12 protein-coding genes and 1 pseudogene are annotated in these 21,213 nt (G+C 64.6%); 9 read left to right on the forward strand and 4 right to left on the reverse strand.

Features of this window, described 5'->3' with window-relative positions:
• Positions 1-2: 2 nt before the first annotated feature.
• Entirely contained in the window at positions 3-1,034 is a 1,032-nt protein-coding gene (locus PO883_RS06595; RefSeq protein ID WP_289309032.1) for a hypothetical protein, read from the reverse strand.
• Positions 1,035-1,411: 377 nt separating this feature from the next.
• Between PO883_RS06595 and zwf the strand changes: the two genes are divergently transcribed.
• The 3 genes from zwf (at position 1,412) to tal (ending at position 4,828) form a co-directional block, all read left to right on the forward strand.
• Positions 1,412-2,878: a glucose-6-phosphate dehydrogenase gene (gene zwf, locus PO883_RS06600; RefSeq protein WP_289309033.1), complete on the forward strand. Its 1,467-nt coding sequence runs from the start codon at positions 1,412-1,414 to the stop codon at positions 2,876-2,878.
• 105 nt (positions 2,879-2,983) lie between these two features.
• Positions 2,984-3,838: an SIS domain-containing protein gene (locus tag PO883_RS06605; RefSeq protein WP_289309034.1), complete on the forward strand. Its 855-nt coding sequence runs from the start codon at positions 2,984-2,986 to the stop codon at positions 3,836-3,838.
• A 57-nt stretch (positions 3,839-3,895) separates the two neighbouring features.
• The gene (gene tal, locus PO883_RS06610) at positions 3,896-4,828 is read left to right on the forward strand and encodes a transaldolase (protein ID WP_289309035.1); all 933 of its coding nucleotides are present in this window, start codon (positions 3,896-3,898) and stop codon (positions 4,826-4,828) included.
• 78 nt (positions 4,829-4,906) lie between these two features.
• Here tal and PO883_RS06615 read toward each other — a convergent pair whose 3' ends face one another.
• Positions 4,907-5,518: a TetR family transcriptional regulator gene (locus PO883_RS06615; RefSeq protein ID WP_289309036.1), complete on the reverse strand. Its 612-nt coding sequence runs from the start codon at positions 5,516-5,518 to the stop codon at positions 4,907-4,909.
• Between the two features lie 150 nt (positions 5,519-5,668).
• On the opposite strand from PO883_RS06615, the gene PO883_RS06620 reads away from it, so the two are divergent.
• From PO883_RS06620 to PO883_RS06640, 5 genes are all read left to right on the forward strand, one after another.
• Positions 5,669-6,919: an efflux RND transporter periplasmic adaptor subunit gene (locus PO883_RS06620; protein WP_289309037.1), complete on the forward strand. Its 1,251-nt coding sequence runs from the start codon at positions 5,669-5,671 to the stop codon at positions 6,917-6,919.
• 20 nt (positions 6,920-6,939) lie between these two features.
• Positions 6,940-10,104, forward strand: coding sequence for an efflux RND transporter permease subunit (locus PO883_RS06625; RefSeq protein ID WP_289309038.1), 3,165 nt, complete (start codon positions 6,940-6,942; stop codon positions 10,102-10,104).
• Positions 10,094-11,497 carry an efflux transporter outer membrane subunit gene (locus tag PO883_RS06630; protein ID WP_289309039.1) on the forward strand — a complete coding sequence of 468 codons (1,404 nt, stop codon included), beginning with the start codon at positions 10,094-10,096 and terminating at the stop codon, positions 11,495-11,497. The genes PO883_RS06625 and PO883_RS06630 overlap by 11 nt, the downstream gene beginning before the upstream one ends.
• A 142-nt stretch (positions 11,498-11,639) precedes the next feature.
• Positions 11,640-12,590, forward strand: a complete 951-nt coding sequence (locus PO883_RS06635; RefSeq protein WP_289309040.1) for a M28 family peptidase — start codon at positions 11,640-11,642, stop codon at positions 12,588-12,590.
• Positions 12,591-12,700: 110 nt separating this feature from the next.
• Positions 12,701-13,495, forward strand: a complete 795-nt coding sequence (locus PO883_RS06640) for a transporter substrate-binding domain-containing protein (RefSeq protein ID WP_289309041.1) — start codon at positions 12,701-12,703, stop codon at positions 13,493-13,495.
• On the opposite strand, the gene PO883_RS06645 is transcribed toward PO883_RS06640, so the two are convergent.
• Together PO883_RS06645 and PO883_RS06650 are read right to left on the reverse strand one after the other, a co-directional pair.
• The gene (locus PO883_RS06645; RefSeq protein WP_289309042.1) at positions 13,485-16,037 is read right to left on the reverse strand and encodes an EAL domain-containing protein; all 2,553 of its coding nucleotides are present in this window, start codon (positions 16,035-16,037) and stop codon (positions 13,485-13,487) included. The genes PO883_RS06640 and PO883_RS06645 overlap by 11 nt on opposite strands.
• Before the next feature lie 14 nt (positions 16,038-16,051).
• Positions 16,052-19,138 (reverse strand): response regulator, encoded by a 3,087-nt coding sequence (locus PO883_RS06650; protein ID WP_289309043.1) that lies wholly within the window; start codon positions 19,136-19,138, stop codon positions 16,052-16,054.
• 445 nt (positions 19,139-19,583) lie between these two features.
• Between PO883_RS06650 and PO883_RS06655 the strand changes: the two are divergent.
• Positions 19,584-21,184, forward strand: a pseudogene (locus PO883_RS06655) (methyl-accepting chemotaxis protein).
• The last annotated feature ends 29 nt before the right edge of the window (positions 21,185-21,213 follow it).

Here is a 21,213-nt window from a genome sequence, read left to right on the forward strand (position 1 = left end):
CGTCACTTGCGCTGCGCGCAGGAAGCCGGCGTCTGGCCGAGCTCACTGAGCCAGGCGCACAGGGTGCCTCCGGCAAACGGATAGGCCGGATGCGGCGCCTGCGGATCGCCGCCCTCCTTCGGCATGGTGCTTTCCAGGAGCGGAGAACGCGTCGCCAGGTCCGGATCCGCGTCGGCAAAGGTGCCGCAGCGGTTCAACTCGTAGATCCAGGCATGCAGCATGTGGAATTGCGGCGTCCATTTGACGTCGGGGGCGACCGGCAAGCCTTTTGCGATGGCACTGGCCGGCAGGCACTCTTTCGGGCTCAGTCCCTGCCGGAACGTCAGTTTGCGCGCATCCAGGGTGGGATGTTCGTAGTTCAGCCCCGTGAAGCAAACGCCATTGTGATGGTGCCAGACATCCGTGTCGCCGGCAAATCCCTCACCAAAGGCGTGCAGGTTCGGCACATAACTGTCGCCGGGCGGATATTTTTCCCCATTGAGGCGGGTTGGCGAGGGCCCGGAATAGTAGAAAACGGCCCACAGGCGGCCCCTGGCATCGTAATTGAGCCCTTCCGGCGCGCCAGGGTCGAACGCGTAGCCCAGCGAGCCTTTTTGCGGAACCTGGACCCAATGCGTGCCGTGGCCGTGGAAGGACGGCGTCCACGGCACGAAACCGGCGCGGATGGCGGCGCGGATGTTGCGGTAAGCCTTCGTTGCCCGGTAGGCGGCGGCCAGCTGGCGGTCGAGTTCAGTGCTCTTCGCCCCGGCTTCGGCTGTCGCTATCGCGATATCCTTGCGGTCGAGGACATGATCGGCGTTGCGCTCGAAAAAGGCGATGTACTGGCCCGTCCTGACCTGCTGCCTGAGCAGGCGGATGTCGTTCCTCGTCACTGTTCCGTCGCCATCGAAATCGCTGGTGCTCAGCACGGGGGTGGCCTTGGTCGTCGGCGCGCAGAAGCCCGCATGGGCGTGATCGTCCTGGGCCAGCGCGCTGCCGCCCGATGCGGCGAACAGGACGGCCAGGGCGGCCGTGAGTGGGTGGATCGATTGCATGATGAATCCTCCGAGAAGTCAGGCGACATGTCGACGATTCGATTCGGTAACATGTCCAATTGCACATACCTTGAAAAAGGGCTGTGCGCCGGGCACGAGGCGGGGCGGTCGTGCGCTTGCCCGTTCCTCATCCGTTCCAGGCAAGGTTATCAGCGCAGCGATCCTTGACCTTGCGGCATCCACAGGTTTTCGAGAAGGCCCACGCAATCAGGCCAAGACGGAAATGCGTAGTAAAATTTCTTGCGAACCATCTAAATATGTAGTAAATTTACACAACCAGCTTTGCTACCCTTTCTGCTTGCGCTCTCTTGCGTGCGCCAGCCATCGGCAACTAGCGGCATCATCATCCGGCCCCCTACTTTCAGCGATCACATACTATGGCTCTTACCGATTTTGACCTCGTTCTTTTTGGCGGCAGCGGCGATCTGTCGATGCGCAAGCTGCTCCCTGCGATGTACGCGCGCGATGTCGCCAAGGACCTGCCGCAGACCGCCCGCATCATCTGCGTCGGCCGCAACGACATCTCGCAAGAAGAATTCCTGCAAACCGTCGACAGCACCTCAAAGCCGCACGTCAAGAAGCTGGTCGAAGAAGGCTGGGCCAATTTCGTCAAGCGCATCGTCTACGTCTCGCTCAACGCCACCGACGCCTCCACTTACGGCGCGCTGGTCGACGCCCTGCGCAACGACGACAAGATCACCCGCGTCTATTACCTGGCCACGCCGCCGCACCTGTTCGCGCAAATTTGCGACAACCTCGCCAGCGCGGGTCTTGCCACCGCCAACTCGCGCGTGGTACTCGAAAAACCGCTCGGACGCGACCTGGAATCGGCCAAGCAGATCAACGCCGAAGTCGGCAAGGTCTTCGCCGAATCGCAGATCTACCGGATCGACCACTACCTCGGCAAAGAGACCGTCCAGAACCTGCTGGCCCTGCGCTTCGGGAACATCCTGTTCGAGCCGCTGTGGCGCCGCGAGTGGATTTCGGACGTGCAGATCACCATCGCCGAAAAAATCGGCGTGGGCAACCGCATGGGTTATTACGACACCTCCGGCGCCCTGCGCGACATGCTGCAAAATCACCTGTTGCAGCTGCTCTGTATCGTCGCCATGGAACCGCCCACCTCGATCGCTCCCGACGCCGTGCGCGACGCCAAGCTGCAGGTGCTGCGCTCCCTCAAGCGCTTCACCCCGACCACGCTGGCGCAAAACATCGTGCGCGGCCAGTATCGCGCCGGTCATGTCGACGGCAAGGCCGTGCCGAGCTACCGCGATGAACCGGACGCGCCGCAACAGTCGCGCACCGAAACCTTCGTCGCCATCAAGGCCGAAATCGATACCTGGCGCTGGGCCGGCGTGCCGTTCTATCTGCGCACCGGCAAGCGCATGGCTGACGGCCTGGCTGAAATCGTGGTGCGCTTCAAGCAGATTCCGCACTCGATCTTCAACCAGCCGACCAGCAGCTTCCAGCCAAACAGCCTGGTGATCCGCCTGCAGCCGGACGAAGGCCTGTCGCTGAACCTGATGGCCAAGACCCCGGGCGACAGCATGCGCCTCAAACAAGCCGAACTCGAACTCGATTTCCGCGAGCAGTTCAAGACCCCGCGCATGGATGCCTACGAGCGCCTGCTGCTCGACGTACTGCGCGGCCAACTGACCTTGTTCATGCGCGGCGACGAGCTGGAAGCGGCGTGGGAATGGGTCGAACCGATCCTCGACCACTGGGACCAGGAAGACAGCGTACCGATTCCATACAGCGCCGGCACCTGGGGCCCTGCCGCAGCCAGCGCCCTGATCGGACGCGATGGCTTGCAGTGGCGCGAAGAAGCCCTTCCCGAGGACTAAAAATGGAAGCGCAAGGAGTCTGGCCCTGCATGGCCAGACCGTTACGCAGGCGCGGTGCGGTGCACCGCGAAACCCCTGCTTCACCCTTCCCCGAAGACTGAACCAGTGCTACTCGACTCCATCCGCACCCAGCTCGATTCCCTCTCGAAGTCCGAGAAAAAAGTCGCGCTGGCGGTGCTTGAACAACCGGCGGCCACGGTCAGCCAGAACATCACGGCGCTGGCCAAGAGCGCCCAGGTGTCCGAGCCGACCGTGGTGCGCTTTTGCCGCACCCTCGGCTACGACGGCTGGCATGAATTCAAGCTGAAACTGGCGCAGGGCCTGGCCCTGGCCCTGCCCGGCGCCAACGAACAGCCAACCCAGGACGACCTGGCGGCGGACCTGGTCAACAAGATCTGCAGCCGTTCCATCAACACCCTGCTCGACCTGCGCAACAACCTCAATCCCGAAGCGATCCAGCGCGCGCTCGATATTTTGTCGCGCGCGAAAAAGATCGAGTTCTATGGCCAGGGCACGTCCGGCATCGTCGCCACCGACGCCCAGCACAAATTCTTCCGCTCCGGCGTGCCGACCGTGGCCTACGCCGATCCGGCCATCCACAGCATCGCCGCCTCGCTGCTGCACGCGGGCGACGCCGTAGTGGCCATTTCCCAGCGCGGCAACAACTCGGCGCTGGTGCGTTCGGCCAAGCTGGCGCGCCGTGGCGGGGCCGACGTGATCGTGCTGGCGCCCTCGGGCACCCCGCTGGCCGACATGGCCACGGTGCTCATTCCGATCGACCTGGTGTTCAATATCGACCCGTACACGCCGATTTCGGCGCGCCTGGCCTATCTGGTGGTGATCGACGTGCTGGCGGTGGGCCTGGCCTTGCAGCGCGGGCCGGAGTTCCGCAAGAAGATGCAGAATGCGCAAAAGGCGTTGCAGGAATTCGACATGCAGTTCGATTCCTTTATCGGATAGACAAGTCTGTACATGGTTGTACAATAAGGTTCGATCTCCTTACCCGTTAGCGCAACCATGAACCAACTCGAACAACTCAAGCAATTCACCAAGGTCGTTGCCGACACCGGCGATTTCCAGTCGATCAAACAGTACACGCCGCGCGACGCGACCACCAATCCGTCGCTGATCCTCAAGGCGGTGCAAAAACCCGAATACAAACCCCTGCTCGAAAAAGCCGTGCGCGACTTTCCGGACCTGTCCACCGGCGACGTGATCGACCGCGTGCTGGTCGCCTTCGGCATGGAAATCCTCAAGATCATTCCGGGCCGCGTCTCCACCGAGATCGATGCGCGCCTGTCGTTCGATACCGAAGCGACCGTCGCCAAGGGCCGCGAGCTGATCGCCCTGTACGAAGACGCCGGCGCAGGCCGCGAGCGCGTGCTGATCAAGATCGCGTCGACCTGGGAAGGCATCCGCGCCGCCGAGATCTTGCAGAAGGAAGGCATCCGCTGCAATATGACCTTGCTGTTTTCGCTGGCCCAGGCGATTGCCTGCGCCGAAGCGGGCGCGCAGCTCATTTCACCGTTCGTCGGGCGCATCTACGACTGGTTCAAGAAGGCCAACGATCTTGAGTACACGGGCGCGGAAGACCCGGGCGTGCAATCGGTCAAGCGCATTTATAACTACTACCGCAAGTTCGGCTACACCACCGAAGTGATGGGCGCGAGCTTCCGCAATACCTCGCAGATCCTGGAACTGGCCGGCTGCGACCTGCTGACCATCAGCCCCGAGCTGCTGCAAAAGCTCGCCGACAGCAATGAGCCGGTCGAGCGCAAGCTGACTCCGAGCGCGTCGGCGGTGTCGATCGAGAAGGTGGCGATTGATGAAAAGACGTTCCGCTTCATGATGAATGAAGATGCGATGGCGACCGAGAAGCTGGCGGAAGGCATCCGTGCGTTCTGCGCCGATTCGGGCAAGCTGAAACAGATCATTACGGGCATGCGTTAAGCATCGCTCCGACCCGGACCGGACGGATGCATCCGTCCGGCGCCGGAAACCCGATCCCGAAAATCACGACCATTGTCGTCAGGCGCGGAGAGAATCAAGATGCGTATCGACGATTTCCGCGCCCAGCTGCTCCAGGTCGAAATCGGGCGTGATCAGCCAGCTGCGCACCAGCCCTTCGATCAGGATGAACAATCCCAGCGCCGCCGCATGCGGCTTGACCGTGCCTTTTAACCGGCCATGGGCGATCCCTTCCCTCACAATCCGTTCGGCACTGGCCATGAACTGCTCGCGATGCTGCCTGCGGCGCCCCCGCATGGCCGACATTTCGCCGACATATTCGAGTTTCAGGGTGGCAATCTCGAACACCCGGCGCGCCTTCGGATCGTGAATGGTCAAGTCGAACACGCACAGCGCATAGCTGCGCAAATGCCCCAGCGGGTCGGCCCCGGCCGCGCAGTCGAGCGTCTGCATCGCCGCTTCGAGCGGCATGGTGGCGCGTTCCATCATGGCGTTGAACAGCGCACCCTTATCCTCGAAATGCCAGTAAATCGCACCGCGCGTCACGCCCGCCGCCGTCGCGATATGCTGCAAGGTGGTTCCCGACACCCCCTGCTCGACAAACAGCTGTTCCGCGGCATCCATGATGCTGTCGCGCGTCGCCAGCGCATCTTCCTTTGTCCTGCGGACCATGCAACTCCTCCCTTTCAGGGGGCGTCAAACATTAAACATACAGTCATGTTAGTATATTCCAAAATCAGGAAGCCCGCGATGAAGTTCGTAATTACACCCCTCCGGCGGATGTAACCACAGCCCATCCCTTACTTAAAGGATGCACACGTAATGCGCCACACCCTCCTCCCTTCCCCGTCCCTGACCCGGATCGCCGCCTGCACGCTCGCTGCGCTGGCTTTGTTATCGGCCTGCGGCGACAAGAAAGACGCCGCGCCCGGCGCTGGCGCCCAGCGCCCGCCGCCGGAAGTGGGGGTGATTACAGCCAACTTCGAACCGGTCGCCCTGCAAACCGAACTGCCGGGCCGGGTCGAACCGATCCGCGTGGCCCAGGTCCGGGCGCGGGTGAATGGCGTGGTGCTCAAGCGCTTGTTTACAGAGGGTAGCGAAGTCAAGGCCGGCCAGGAACTGTTCCAGATCGATCCGGCGTCGTACGCCGCCTCGCTGCTGAGCGCCCAGGCGGCCCTCGGCAAGGCCCAGGCCAACCTGACCCAGGCCGCCGCCCAGGCCGAACGCTACAAGCCGCTGGTGGAAGCGAACGCGGTCAGCAAGCAGGAATACATCAACGTCGTGGCCACCCAGAAGCAGGCCGAGGCCGACGTGGCAGCCGCCAAAGCGGCGCTGCAGATCGCCCGGATCAATAACGGCTACACCCGGGTCACGGCGCCGATCGCCGGCCGTATCGGGCGCGCCCTGGTCACCGAAGGCGCGCTGGTCAGCGCCACCGAAGCGACCCAGCTGGCCCTGATCCAGCAAACCAATCACGTCTACGTCAACTTCACCCAGTCGGCCTCCGACCTGCAGCGCCTGCGCAAGTCGGCCAACCTGAAAGTGCGCAACGCCGAGTCGCTGCCGGTATCGATCTTGCTGGAAGACGGCTCCGAACTGCCAAGCAAGGGCAAGCTGCTGTTTTCCGACGTGAGCGTCGACCCGACCTCGGGCCAGGTCACCCTGCGCGCCGAAGTGCCGAACCAGGATGGCTTGCTGCTGCCCGGCCAGTACGTGCGCGTGCGCCTGTCGCAGGCTGAACTGCCGGCCGGCATGCTCATTCCCCAGCAAGCCGTCACGCGCGGCAGCCAGGGCGACACGGTCATCATCGTCGGCCAGGACGGCAAACCCGGCCCGCGTCCGGTCAAGGTGGCCTCGCAGCAGAACGGCAAATGGATTGTCCTCGAAGGCATCAAGCCGGGCGAGCAGGTCGTGGTCGATGGCTTCCAGAAGATGCAGGCGCCCGGCATGACGGTCAAGCCGGTGCCATGGACGCCGGGCGCAGCGCCAGCCGCCGGTAGCGCTCCCGCCGCTGCCGCACCCGCTGCCAGCGCTGCGCCGGCGGCCAGTGCCGCCGCGGCCGCCAGCCGTTAAACATATAACAGGACTCCTTCATGGCTCGTTTCTTTATTGACCGCCCCATTTTTGCGTGGGTGATCGCATTATTCATCATGGTTGTCGGCGCGGTGGCGATCACCCAGCTGCCGATCGCCCAATACCCCACCGTGGCGCCGCCGGCCATCGTGGTCACCACCTCCTACCCGGGCGCGTCGGCCCAGACCCTGGAGGACAGCGTCATCAGCGTGATCGAACGCGAGATGAACGGTTCGCCCGGCCTGATCTACATGGAATCGAACAGCCAGGCCAACGGCACCGGCACCATCACGCTCAGTTTCGAGACCGGCACCAATGCCGACCTGGCCCAGGTCGACGTGCAGAACCGCCTCGGGCGCGCCACCCCGCGCCTGCCGCAGGCGGTGGTGCAGCAGGGCGTGCGCGTGGACAAGGCGCGCTCGAACTTCCTGCTGTTTACCATCCTCTCGTCGGACGACCCGAAATGGGACCCGATTGCGCTCGGCGACTACGCCTCGCGCACCGTACTGCCGGAAATCCAGCGTATTCGCGGCGTGGGCCAGGCCCAGTTGTTCGGTACCGAAAAAGCCATGCGCATCTGGATCGATCCGGCCAAGCTGGTGGGCTTCAACCTGTCGCCGGCCGACGTGAACAACGCCATCCGCACCCAGAATGCGCAAGTCGCCTCGGGCACCATCGGCGACTTGCCGAACCTGGGCGGACAAGCCATCACCGCCACCGTGGTCGTGACCGGCCAGCTGGCCAGCATCGAGCAGTTCGGCAACATCATTCTGCGCTCCAATCCGGAGGGCGCGACCGTGCGCCTGAAAGACGTGGCCCGCATCGAAATCGGCGGCCAGAGCTACTCCACCTCGGCGCGCCTGAACGGCAAGCCGTCGACCGGCATCGGCATCCAGCTTTCGCCGAGCGGCAATGCGCTGGAAACGGCCAAGCTGGTGCGCGCGCGCATGAACGAACTGTCCAAATACTTCCCGGCCGGGATGAAATACGCGGTGCCGTTCGACAGCTCCGCGTTCGTCGAGATCTCCATCAAGCAAGTGCTGGAAACCCTGGTCGAAGCGGTGATCCTGGTATTCCTGGTGATGTACCTGTTCCTGCAAAATTTCCGCTACACCCTGATTCCCACCATCGTGGTGCCGGTGGCGCTGCTCGGCTCGCTCGCGACCCTGCTGGCGCTGGGCTTTTCGATCAACGTGCTCACCATGTTCGGCATGGTGCTGGTGATCGGTATCGTGGTCGATGACGCCATCGTGGTGGTCGAAAACGTCGAACGCATCATGAGCGAAGAAGGCTTGCCGCCGCTGGAAGCGACGCGCAAGGCGATGGGCCAGATTTCGGGCGCCATCATCGGCGTGACCGTGGTGCTGGTATCGGTGTTCGTGCCGCTGGCCTTCTTTGGCGGCGCGGTCGGTAATATTTACCGCCAGTTTTCGGCGGTGATGGTCTCGTCGATCCTGTTCTCGGCTTTCATGGCGCTCTCGCTCACGCCGGCCATGTGCGCCCACTTCTTGAAACCCGTCGAAGCCGGCCACAACCACGCCAAGAAAGGCTTCTTCGGCTGGTTCAACCGCGGCTTCACGCGCACCGCCAAGAAGTACGAAGGCTGGGTCGCCACCACCTTGCGCCACACCGGCCGCTCGATGATCGTGTTCGTCGCGCTGGTCGCCGTGGTCGGGCTGCTGTTCGTGCGTTTGCCGAACTCCTTCCTGCCGAACGAAGACCAGGGCTACATCATCGCCAACTTCCAGCTGCCGCCTGGCGCCACGCTGGAACGCACCGGCAAGGCGCTGCGCGAAGCGGAAGACTTCATCCTCAAGCAGCCGGAAGTGGCCAGCATGGTCGGGGTGCAGGGCTTCAGCTTTTCCGGCTCCGGCCAGAACATGGCGCTCGGCTTCATCACGCTCAAGAACTGGAAAGAGCGTGAAGGCGCCGGCCATAGCGCCGGCGACGTGGCCGGGCGCATTTCGGGCCGCATGAGCCGCGTACGCGACGCTTTCATCTTCGCCATCAGCCCGCCGCCGATTCCCGAACTGGGCAGCAGCACCGGCTTCTCGTTCCGCCTGCAAGACCGTGCCGGCCTCGGACGCGCCGCCCTGCTCGCCGCGCGCGGCCAGGTGCTCGGCGCGGCCAGCAAGAGCCCCGTGCTGGCCGGCGTGCGTCCGGAAGGCCTGGAAGATGCGCCGCAGGTGCAGCTCGACATCGACCGCGACAAGGCCAGCGCCCAGGGCGTGACGTTTGACGCCATCAACACCGCCATTTCGACCTCGCTCGGCTCGTCCTACGTGAACGACTTCCCGAATGCCGGGCGCTTGCAGCGCGTGGTGGTCCAGGCCGACGCCAAGGACCGCATGCAGCCGGAAGACCTCTTGAGGCTGAACGCGGTCAACAACAAGGGCCAGCAAGTGCCGCTATCCTCGTTCGCCACCACGCGCTGGATCACCGGCCCGATGCAGACGGTGCGCTACAACGGTTACCCGACCATGCGCATCGCGGGCGACGCCGCCCCGGGCCGCAGCACCGGCGACGCGCTGGCTGAAATGGAACGCATCGCGTCCGAATTGCCGCCGGGCTTCGGCTTCGAATGGACTGGCCAGTCGCGCGAAGAAAAACTGTCCGGCTCGACTGTGTTCGTGCTGCTCGGTTTCGCCTTGCTGGCGGTATTCCTGGCCCTGGCCGCGCTGTACGAAAGCTGGTCGATTCCGGTGGCCGTGCTGCTGGTGGTGCCGCTCGGCGTGCTGGGCGCGCTGATCGCGGCCGGCGGGCGCGGCTTCCCGAATGACGTCTACTTCAAGGTCGGCCTGATCACCATCATCGGTCTCGGTGCCAAGAATGCGGTCCTGATCATCGAATTCGCCAAGGACTTGCAGGCGCAGGGCAAACCGCTGGTGGAAGCGGCCATCGAAGCGTGCCACCTGCGCTTCCGTCCGATCCTGATGACCTCGTTTGCCTTCATCCTCGGCGTGATGCCGCTGGTGATCGCCAGCGGCGCCGGTTCGGCCAGCCAGCGCGCCATCGGTACCGGCGTGGCCGGCGGCATGCTCACCGCGACCGCACTGGGCGTGTTCTTCATCCCCGTGTTCTTCGTGGTGGTGCGCAAACTATTCAAGGGCAGCGAGCGCCAGCGCAAGAAATACGCGCACGAAGAGGGCGCCGCTTTGACCGCAGAGGTAAAACATGACGCATAAATTGACCACCTTGATGACCCGGCTGTCTCCGCTGGCCCTGGCCCTGGTCCTGGCCGGCTGCGCCTCGATGGCGCCCAAGTACGAGCGTCCGGCCGCGCCGGTGGCACCCGCCTTCCCGGCGCCAGCGATGAGCAGCGCCAGCACCGAAGCGGCATCAAGCATCGCCTGGCAGCGCTTCTTCGCCGATGCACGCCTGAAGCAACTGATCGAACTGGCGCTGGCCAATAACCGCGACCTGCGCGTGGCGATCCTGAATATCGAACAGGCCCGCGCGCAGCACCAGATCCGCCGCGCCGAGCGCCTGCCTTCGCTCAACGCCAGCGTCAGCGGCAGCCGCGTGCCGGGAGCGGACGACAGCATCAACAGCAGCTACACGGCCGGGTTTGGCATCAGCTCGTTCGAGCTGGACCTGTTCGGCCGCGTGCGCAGCCTGAGCGACGCCGGCCTGGCCCAGTACCTGGCCAGCGAGGAAGCACGCAAGAGCACCCACATCAGCCTGGTCGCCTCGGTCGCCAACGCTTATCTGAGCCTGCTGGCCGATGAAGAATTGCTGGGCCTGACGCAAAAAACCCTGGGCGCGCGCGAGGAATCGCTCAAGCTGATCCAGCTCAAGTTCGACCATGGCGTGGTGTCCAAGCTCGACCTGCAACAGGGATTGTCGCTGGCCGACAGCGCCCGCGTGGTGCTGGCCCAGCAACAGCGCCAGCGCGCCCAGGACCTCAATCTGCTGACCTTGCTGGTCGGCCAGACCTTGCCGGCCGGGCCGGATACCAGCACCACGCTGGCGGCGATGTCGCTGAGCGAATTGCCGGCAGGCTTGCCGTCGGACTTGCTGACGGTGCGCCCGGACATCCGCGCCGCCGAGCAGCAGCTGATCGCCGCCAATGCCAACATCGGCGCGGCGCGCGCGGCTTTCTTCCCGCGCATCACGCTCACGGGCAGCGCCGGCAGCGCCAGCAAGGAGCTGAGCGGCTTGTTCAAGAGCGGTTCCTACGGCTGGAGCTTTGCGCCGCAGATGGTGCTGCCGATCTTCGACTACGGCCGCAACAACGCCAACCTGGGCAGCGCCAAGGCGGGGCGCGACATCGCCGTGGCGCAGTACGAAAAATCGGTGCAGACGGCATTCCGCGAAGTGTCGGACGCGCTGGCGGGCCAGGCCACGTTCGGCGAGCAGCTGCGCGCCCAGCGTTCGGTGGCCCAGGCCGAGGCCGAGCGCTTCACGCTGTCGGACTTGCGCTACCGCAGCGGCGCCTCCAGCTATCTCGATTTGCTCGATGCCCAGCGCTCGCTGTTTTCCGCCGAACAGGCGGCGGTGCAAGCCAATTTGCAGCGGCTGCAAAACCAGGTCACGCTGTACCGCGTGCTCGGCGGCGGCTGGACCGCTGCGCAATAAATCCCGTCTCCCCGCCGGGGCCGGGTCTGGCATCCAGACCCGGCCCCGGCTGTACAATCGCGCTTGTCGTCACTCCGCCTGGCCGGGAACTTCACGGCCATTCATCCTGTCCACCGATTCCAGGGCCACAATGCGCATTCGTATGAGCACGCTGTTCAACACCACCATGGCCGTGCTGGCCGCCGCGCTGACCGCTCCCGCCGCTGCCGCGCCGCAAGCCGACCTGCCCGCCCGCCTGGCCGCCCATGTGCGCCATATCGCTTCAAGCGAACACAACACTAGCACCCCGGCCGCGCTCGAAAAAGCCGCCCTGTACCTCGAAGCCACCCTCGCCGCCCAGGGCTACGCGGTGCGGCGCGACGACTATGCCTATGACGGCCAGCGCGTGCGCAACCTGGAAGTGTCGATCGCCAATGTTGCCAAGGGCAAGCGGCCGGAGCGCGTCTATATCGTCGGCGCGCATTACGATTCCGCGCCGGGCACGCCGGGCGCCAACGACAACGGCAGCGGCACCGCCGCCGTGCTCGAACTGGCGCGCATGTTCAAGCGCGTGATCCCCGCCCCCGGTAACGAACTCAGGTTTGTCCTGTTCGTCAACGAGGAACCGCCCTATTTCGGCGGCGAAGGCATGGGCAGCCGCCATCACGCCCGGGCGCTCAAGGCGCGCGGCGAGCGTGTCGAGGCGGCACTGGTCCTGGAAACCATCGGCTACTACTCCAGCGACAAGAACAGCCAGCGCTATCCACCCGGCGTGTCCGCCTTTTACCCGGACCAGGGCAATTTCATCGCCTTTGTCGGCACGCTCGGCTCGACCGGGCTGGTCCGCAAAACCGTGGCGGCGTTCCGCAAGGCCTCCACCTTCCCAGCCGAGTCGCTGGCCGCGCCATCGTTCGTCAAGGGCGTCACCTGGTCCGATCACACTTCCTACAACAAGGAGGGCTACGACGCGGTCATGATTACCGATACCGCGACCATGCGCTATCCGCACTATCATCGTGGCAGCGACACCCCCGACAAACTCGACTACGCCAGCATGAGCAAGGTGGTCGAAGGCATGGCCAGCGTCATCCAGGGGATGATCCAGGCCCGCTGACGACGAACGGCAAAGCGCCCGGCACCGTGGCAATCGGCGCGCGCTGTATTGGATGGAAATCTTGTTTCGCGGTATCCTGTACCAAGATCTTCTTCTGAAGCGAGTGCACGGTGAGCCACTATCGAATGCTGCTGAAGTCCGCCTTGCTGGCGGTGTGCCTGGCGCTCGCCGCCGCTGGCGCGCAGGCCCGCATCAAGGTCATCGTCGCCACCGATTCGTGGGCCCAGCTCATGTACCTGGACAGTCGCAAGGTGCCCAAGGGCGAGCTGGCCGATTTCGTCAACCGGATGAACGACGTGCAGGACAAGTTTCATTTCGAACTGATCATTTACCCGCGCCTGCGCCTCGACCGCGTCTTCATCGACAAGGAAGCCGACGTGTATCCCTTGCGCACCACCGCGTGGACCAGGCCGGAACTCGGCTTGCTGCCGACCAAGACCATCTTCACCAGCGGCGATATCTATTTCGCGCGCCGCGCCAACCGCTTCGGCGGGCACAAGGTGTTCGACGATTTGACGCTGCCCACGGTAGCCGGGGTGCGCGGCTATCATTACCAGCTATTCAACAACAACCCCGACGAAACCTATATCAAGAAAAATTTCAAGGCGTATCTGGTCGACTCCAATGAAAGCGTGATCCGCTTCGTGCTGGCCGACCATGCCGATATCGGCATCGTGCCCGAAGTCATCATGGCGAAGTACCTGAACGACCCCAAGGTGCGCCAGCAAGTGATCGTGGCCGGGCGCTACGACTCGCAGGTCGAGCTGTCCAACCTGGTCAGGAACGACGGCCCCATTTCCGTGGAGGAAATGAACGCCATCGTCGACCTCTTGATCGCATCGGGCGATGTGAAAAGACTCAAGGCCAAACTCAGCATTCAGCCCAGGCGCTCGCCTAAAAAGTGACGTGGCGGGTACTGAAATCGGCGAGGAAGGCGCTGGTGGCGTCGCCCATCAAGGGCCGGCTGAACAGATAGCCCTGCATCACGTCGCAGCCCAGGTCGCGCAGGTAGCGCGCCTGTCCGGCCTCTTCCACGCCCTCGGCGATCACTTCCAGCCCCAGGCTTTGCCCGAGCGCGATCACGGCCCGCACAATGGCCGCGTTGCCGCTATTGTTCATCATGTCGCGCACGAAGGACATGTCGATCTTGAGCTTGTGGACCTTGAGTTGCTGCAGATAGGCAAGCGACGAGTAGCCGGTGCCGAAATCGTCAATCGACAGGCGCACCCCGAGCGCGCGCAAGTCGGCCAGCGACTGGAACGCGAGCTCGCGTTCGAGCATCACGAAGCTTTCGGTGATTTCGAGTTCCAGCTGTTGCGGGGCGATGCCGGCCTCGTCGAGCGCGCACTTGACCGACTCCAGCAAGCGCCCGCGGCTGAGCTGCACCGCCGAGATATTCACCGCCGTGTGGCGCGGCGCCAGCCCGGCGTCGCTCCAGCGCCGGATCTGCTGGCAAGCCGTTTTCAAGACCCAGTCGCCCAGTTCGACGATCAGGCCGCATTCCTCGGCCAGCGGGATAAACGAGACCGGCGCCACATCCCCGCGCACTGGATGGGTCCAGCGGATCAGCGCTTCCAGGCCGACCAGTTCGCCGCTGCGCAAGTCCAGCTGGGGCTGGTAATGCAGCGAAAACTCGCGCCGTTCGAGCGCGCCGCGCAAGTCCGCTTCCAGTGCCAGCCTTTCCCTGGCGCGGCTACTCATTTCCGGCGAGAAAAAGCGCAAGCTGCCCGGGCCCTTGGCCTTGGCCTGGTGCAGGGCCGCGGCGGCATTGCTTTGCAAGCTACCCACATCGGCGCCATCGGCCGGATACAGGGCGATGCCGACGCAGGCGCCGACGTAGGCGCTGGTGCCGTCCAGCTGGTATGGCAGGGACAGGGCGTCGATGATGCGCTGTGCGACCAGGTCGACGCCGGGCGCGTTCGTATCGCGCTCGAGCACGATATTGAACTCGTCGCCGCCCACGCGCGCGATCGCATCCACCCCGGGCAACAGCGCGCGCAGGCGCGTCGCCACCTCGGTGAGCAAGCGGTCGCCGGCACTGTGTCCCAGACTTTCATTGATGGTCATGAAGTTGTCGAGGTTGACGAATAGCAGCGCAAACTCGGATTGCGCGTGCCCGGCCTGCGTCACGGCGTGCACCAGCAATTCGCCGAACAGGGCGCGGTTGGACAAGCCGGTCAGGGGATCGCGGCGGGTGACGAAATCGAGCTGTTGTTCGGCCTGCCGCCTTTGCGTGATATTCGCATACGACCCGCGCCAGCCGCGTGGCTTGCCCTCGGCGTCGAATACCCGTTTGGCCACATGCTCGACCCAGCGTTCGCTGCCGTCGCGGGCGCGGATGCGGCAGGCGAACGGCCCCAGCTCGTCGAGGCCGCTGGCCGGCCCGAACTCGGCCCAGGCCGCCAGATCGGCCGGGTCGATGATCTTTTCCATCAAGCCCGGGTCGGTGAAAAAGTCGGCCGGCGCATAGCCCGACACCGTGCTGCACGCGGGCGAGACGTACTGGTAGCTGCCGTCCGGACCCAGCCAGTATTCCCAGTTGGGCGAGTAGTCGGCCAGGATGCGGTATTTCTCTTCGCTTTTCTGGAGCATGGCGGTGCGCTGGGCGACCAGGCGTTCGAGCTGGCGCCGCAGGCGGCCCAGCTCCAGGTGCATGCGCACCCGGGCGCGCACTTCCTCGATGTCGAACGGCTTGGTGATGTAGTCGGCCGCGCCCAGCTCGAAGCCCTTGAGCTTGTCCTGCCGGCTGTCGGCCACGGTGACGAAAATGATCGGGATGCGGCTATGCTCGGGCAGCGACTTGAGGTGCTGGCACACCTCATGGCCGCCCATGCCGGGCATCATGATGTCGAGCAAGATCAAGTCGGGCGGCGCCTCGCTGCGCACCATCTCCAGCGCCTTCGCGCCCGAAGCGGCGATCAGGATGCGGTAATCGTCGCGCAATGCGTCCAGCAGCCCGTGCAGGTTCTGGGGCACGTCGTCGACCAGCAGCACGCTCGGCGCGCTGGCCGGCTCGGCGCCATGGTCGGCGTCGAACAGGGCCGCGTCCTCGCGATAGCGCTGCAAGGTCAGCTGGGTGCTCACGCGCAGCAGCAGCAATTCCGGATCGACCGGCTTGGTGATGTAGTCGGCCACGCCCAGTTCGAGGCCGCCGGCGACGTCGGCCGCGTCGTCCAGGGAGGAGACGAAGATCACGGGAATATGGGTGGTGGCCGGGTCCGATTTCAGGCGCGACAGCACGGTATAGCCATCCATGCCCGGCATTTTGATGTCGAGCAGAATCAATTCCGGCTGCGGGCTGCGGCGTGCCAGTTCGAGCGCCTTGTCGCCCGAGGTGGCGGCCGTCATCGTATGGTTCGCGCTCAGGATATTCATCAAGAGATGCAGGTTTTCATGCACGTCGTCGACGATCAGGATACGCGGGCGGGGTCGGTTGAATCGGCTCATGGAGGGGTTCCGGGTTACTGCTGGCGGAGGGGGCTGTCGGTGGGTGGCGACGGCTCGGCATGGTCGTGGCTGGCCTGGCTCAGGCGCAGGCGCAAGGCCTGGGCCAGCGCCACCGCTTGCTCAATCGCAAATGCGTCGGCACAGGCGGCGATCTCGGCAATGGCGGCGGCGGCGCTGGTGCCGACCGCGCTCGCACGTAATTCCGCCAGCAAGGAGGCGGCCCGTCCCAGATCGTAGTCGAGTGCGCTTGCCAGCTGGTCGAGCAAGGCAATCAGGGTGGGGGCCGGCAAGGCCGCGCCGGCGGCTGCGTTTGCGTCCGCCGGCGCGTTGGCGGCGGCCATGCCGCCAAGCTCGGCAAGCAGCGCGGCCAGCAAGTCCTGCATCGATTCCAGGTCGGCCGCGGCGGGAGGCTCGCCCTTCTTGAGCTTGCTATTGATCGCGCCCAGCCGGGCAAACAAGGCGGTCGCGCCCAGATTGCCGGTCACGCCAAGCAGGATATGGCAGTACGCGTCGGCGGCCTGGTAGTCGGGTTGCGCCAGCATGGATGCCAGTTGCGCGCCGGCGTCACCGTAATTGTCGCGGAAGCGCAGCAATTGCCTGCGGTAGGCCTCGGCCTTGCCGCCGATGCGGCGGATGCCTTCACGCACGTCCAGGCTGGTGAGCGCCAGCAAATCCGCGGGGAAGCGGATCGGCGCCGGCGCCGCTGCGGGCAGCGCGAGCTCTTGCGGCGCCAGCCGGATCCAGCGCGCCAGGGTGGCCATCAACCGTTCGGGCGCGATCGGCTTGGTCACATGGTCGTTCATGCCGGCCGCGCGGCTCTGCTCGGCGTCATGGGCCATCGCCAGGGCGGTCATGGCGATGATGGGCAGCGTGCCGAAGCGTTCGCCATCGTCCATGGCGGCCATCGCGCGGATCCGGCGCGCCGCCTCGAAACCATCCATCAGCGGCATCTGGATATCCATCAGCACGCCGTCGTAGTTGCCGCTGCGCACCATATCGACGGCTTGCCGGCCATTGACCGCCTCGTCCACCAGGATGCCCTCGCTGCGTAACAGTTCGCTTGCAAATTCGCGGTTGATGTCATTGTCCTCGGCCAGCAACAGGCGCGCGCCCGCCAGGCCCGAGGTGCGCAGGCGCAGGGCCGGGCGGCGCTGCCCGTCATTGTCCAGGATGCGTTTGCGGCCCAGCACCGAGAGCACCGAATCGAGCAAGGTCGACGGCGAGACGGGCTTGATCAGGAAACCATCCACGCCTGCTTGCTCGGCCAGCCGGAACACGTCTTCGCGGCCATAGGCGGTGACCATGACCACCTTGGGCGCGCAGGCGATGCGGCTGTCGGCGCGCATATTGCGGATCACTTCGTCGCCGTTCATGCCGGGCATGCGCCAATCCATCAGCACCAGGTCGAACGGCTTGTCGTTGGAGGCGGCCAGCACGGCCAGCGCCCGCACCCCGCTGGCGGCCACGGTGACGTCGAGCTGGAGGAAGCGCAGCATGTCGGCCATGATCTCGCGCGCGGATTCGCTGTCGTCCACCACCAGCGCCCGGATTCCCTTGAGCAGGGGGCCGACCGGATCGACCAGCGCCTGCGCTGCCTGCGCATCTGGCGCGGGGCGCGCCAGGGTCAGTTCGAAGCACAAGGTGCTGCCCTGGCCCGGCGCCGAGTACCCAATCCAGATGCGCCCGCCCATCAGTTCGACCAGCTCCTTGCTGATGGCCAGGCCCAGTCCGGTGCCGCCGAAACGGCGCGTGGTGCTCTGGTCGGCCTGGGTGAACTTGGCGAACAAGGCCTGCTGCACTTGCGGCGACATGCCGATGCCGGTGTCGCGCACCGCCATCTCGATGGTGACGTCGCTGTCGCTGGCGGCCACCGTGCGAAAGCTCAGTTCGACTTCGCCCTGCTCGGTAAACTTGATCGCGTTGCCGCACAGGTTGAGCAGGATCTGGCCCAGGCGCATGGGATCGCCCACCAGCCCGGCTGGCATGGCCGGGTCGTAGCGGATCAGGAATTCCACCCCCTTTTGCTCGGCCTGGTACGCGACCGCGTCGGTCAGTTGTTGCAGGACGGCGTCGAGGGTGAAAGGGATGTTTTCGATGTCGAGCTTGCCCGCTTCGATCTTGGCGAAGTCGAGGATATCGTTAATGATGCCCAGCAGCGACAGCGCGGCGCTCTGGGCCTTGCCCAGGTAATTCTGGAGCGCCGGCGCCGGCTCGGTTTTCAGGGCCAGGTACAGCATGCCCAGCACCGCATTCATGGGAGTGCGGATTTCATGGCTCATATTGGCCAGGAATTGGCCCTTGGCCAGGTTGGCCGCCTCGGCGGCATCCTTGGCTTTCTGTAATTCGCAAGTGCGTTCGGCCACGCTGGCTTCGAGGTTCTGGTTGATACCTTTCAGTTGTTGCAGCGATTCATAAAGCTGCGCATGGCTATCGTTGAGCGCGCCCACCAGCTGGCCGAGTTCGTCATGGTAGGGGTAAGACAGTTCCCCGCCCTTGCTCTCGCCGCGCAAGATACGCCAGTGCGCCACCCCACGCGCCACCTCGGTCACGCTGTGCGACAGGCGGTAGCTGATGGTCCAGGAAACGATCAGCCACAAGAACGTGCTGCCGAGCACAGAATTGAGCAGCACCACAAAGAAGCTGGACTTGATGCGGTCCCACAACACATCGCCGTTGGCATACAGTTCGAGGTAGCCGATCAGGCGCTGCTTGTTGTCGCGTTCGGTGTAGTGCAGGGCCACCTTGTCCTGCTGGTACTGGCGCGATGCCTGGGCTGTCGGACTGGAGCGAAGGCCGGGGAGGTCGCCGTCGCCGACCAGCTCGTCGTCATCCGCGTTGGTGATGCGCACGCCGGTGACGATGGCATTCTGGCGCACGCCGCGCGCCACCGCCGCCAGGCGGGCGGTATCGAGTTCCCACAGCGCCTGCGCCGCGCCCGGTTCCACGGTGCGGCCCAGCGAGGCCAGGTCGTCGGCGATGGCGCGGCTGAGCGCGACATACTGTATTCCTAACTGCAACAACGTCATGCTGACCGACAGCAGCAAATACCACGGCAGCATGGTGTAGAGAAGACGGCTGGCAAGCGTTTGCGTGCTGAACATCGACCCTCCGGTCAAGGGAAATCAGGCTCCGGCATGCCCATGCAGCCGCAGTTCCTTGCGATTGCGCAGCATCTTGCCCGGCGCGCCATGTTAGCGCCCTGACATTCATTTTAGTCGGATGGGATGCCTGCATGCAAGCGCCGGTTGCCACTGTACGTTCCGCGCAAAAAGTTGCGCTGATCGGACAATCGCGGCACCGGCGCCAGCACCAGCATGGGCGGCCCGGTCGACATCGCGCGTAGAGGAATCATTCAAAGATGACAACAAAGTGGCCGACATTGCCACATTCTCTTGAAAAAGTTCCCGGCTCAGCTGGAATTGGTTGCCGTAAAACAACATTAGAGAGAAAAATTGCACTCCGAGAAACGTTAACTGGCTGTGTTTCCTGACGCAGAGGATAATTGCCCGCCAGAATTATTAACTTCTCAACTGTCAGGAAAACACCATGTTCCCCAACGTCCGCATCGGATCCCGCCTTGCGATCGGTTTCGCCATCGTGCTGGTCCTGTCCATCCTGTCCACCGGCTACGCCATGGTGGCGGCGCGCGCCAACGCGCAGGCCACGGAACGGATGATGACGCAGCCGCTGACCAAGGAACGCATGATGTCGGACTGGTATGTGATGACCTATTCGGCCGTCGCCCGCACCTCCCTGATCGCCCGCAGCACCGACGACACGCTCTCGACCACGTTCGCGGTAACCATTGCCGACAGCGTCAAACGCAGCACGGAGCTGATCAGGCAGATCGAGCCGCTCCTCACCAGCGACCAAGAAAAGGCGACGATGCAGGCCATCCTGGCCCAGCGCGCGACCTACCAGGCGGCCAAGGAAAACGTCATGGCCGCCAAGAAGGCGGGCGACAGCGCCGCCACCGGCCTGGCCTTAACGCGACCTTCCTGCCCGCCGCCAGCGCCTACCAGAACAGCATCCAGGCCATGCTGGCCATGCAGCGCAAGAGCATCGACGACACCGCCATCGCCATCGAACAAGCCAACAGCCGCACTGTCGGCCTGCTCCTGCTGCTCGGCACCCTGGCCGTGCTGACCGGCGCCGTGTGCGCCTTGCTGATCACGCGCTCCATCACCGGCCCGCTCAAGGCCGCCGTAGCGCTGGCCGGCACGGTCGCCAGCGGCGACCTGAGCACCGAGTTCGGTCACGCTGCGCGCGATGAAATCGGCGATTTGATGCGCGCCCTGCAGGCGATGAACGACGCGCTCACGCGCGTGATGTCGCAAGTCCAGAGCGGCACCAAGGCGATTGCCATCGGCTCGACCGGCATCGCCGCCGGCAACCTGGACCTGTCGGCGCGCACCGAGCAGCAAGCCAGCTCGCTCGAAGAAACCGCCGCCTCGATGGAAGAACTGACCTCCACCGTGCGCCAGAACGCCGACAATGCGCACCAGGCCAACCAGCTCGCGCTGGCCGCGTCCCAGGTGGCGCGCAAGGGTGGCGTGATTGTCAGCCAGGTGGTCGACACCATGGGTTCGATCGAAGCGTCGGCGCGCAAGATCGTCGACATCATCGGCGTCATCGACGGCATCGCGTTCCAGACCAATATTCTGGCGCTCAATGCGGCCGTGGAAGCGGCGCGCGCCGGAGAACAGGGGCGCGGTTTTGCGGTTGTCGCCGCCGAAGTGCGCACCCTGGCCCAGCGCTCGGCCGGCGCGGCGAAGGAAATCAAGGGGCTGATCGGCGACTCGGTGGCCCAGGTCAGCAACGGCACCCGCCTGGTACGGGAAGCCGGCACCACCATTGGCGAGGTGGTCGACAGCGTGGCGCGCGTGACCGACATCATGTCCGAGATCAGCGCCGCTAGTCACGAGCAGCGCGTGGGGATCGACCAGGTCAACGAAGCGATTGCGCAGATGGACCAGGTCACGCAGCAGAATGCGGCGCTGGTGGAAGAAGCGGCAGCGGCCGCCGGGAGCCTGGAAGAACAGGCGGCGCGGCTGGCCGCTGTGGCGGACGGGTTCAAGCTGGCGGCCACGTCGACAGGCCGGCCGCAGCGGGTTGTGGGCAAGATGCCGCTGGAACTGGCGGCCTAGGCTCCATCCCATTGCCGTCGTTCCCCGTA

The sequence above is a fragment of the Massilia sp. DJPM01 genome, assembly GCF_030348125.1.
In the GTDB taxonomy this organism is placed as follows: domain Bacteria; phylum Pseudomonadota; class Gammaproteobacteria; order Burkholderiales; family Burkholderiaceae_D; genus Telluria_A; species Telluria_A frigida.

Excerpts from the sequence above, each read along its gene's own strand:
- PO883_RS06595 (WP_289309032.1), bottom strand. The coding sequence starts at position 1,034 with ATGCAATCGATCCACCCACTCACGGCCGCCCTGGCCGTCCTGTTCGCC.
- zwf (WP_289309033.1), top strand. The coding sequence starts at position 1,412 with ATGGCTCTTACCGATTTTGACCTCGTTCTTTTTGGCGGCAGCGGCGAT.
- tal (WP_289309035.1), top strand. The coding sequence starts at position 3,896 with ATGAACCAACTCGAACAACTCAAGCAATTCACCAAGGTCGTTGCCGAC.
- PO883_RS06615 (WP_289309036.1), bottom strand. The coding sequence starts at position 5,518 with ATGGTCCGCAGGACAAAGGAAGATGCGCTGGCGACGCGCGACAGCATC.
- PO883_RS06620 (WP_289309037.1), top strand. The coding sequence starts at position 5,669 with ATGCGCCACACCCTCCTCCCTTCCCCGTCCCTGACCCGGATCGCCGCC.
- PO883_RS06625 (WP_289309038.1), top strand. The coding sequence starts at position 6,940 with ATGGCTCGTTTCTTTATTGACCGCCCCATTTTTGCGTGGGTGATCGCA.
- PO883_RS06630 (WP_289309039.1), top strand. The coding sequence starts at position 10,094 with ATGACGCATAAATTGACCACCTTGATGACCCGGCTGTCTCCGCTGGCC.
- PO883_RS06635 (WP_289309040.1), top strand. The coding sequence starts at position 11,640 with ATGAGCACGCTGTTCAACACCACCATGGCCGTGCTGGCCGCCGCGCTG.
- PO883_RS06645 (WP_289309042.1), bottom strand. The coding sequence starts at position 16,037 with ATGAGCCGATTCAACCGACCCCGCCCGCGTATCCTGATCGTCGACGAC.
- PO883_RS06650 (WP_289309043.1), bottom strand. The coding sequence starts at position 19,138 with ATGTTCAGCACGCAAACGCTTGCCAGCCGTCTTCTCTACACCATGCTG.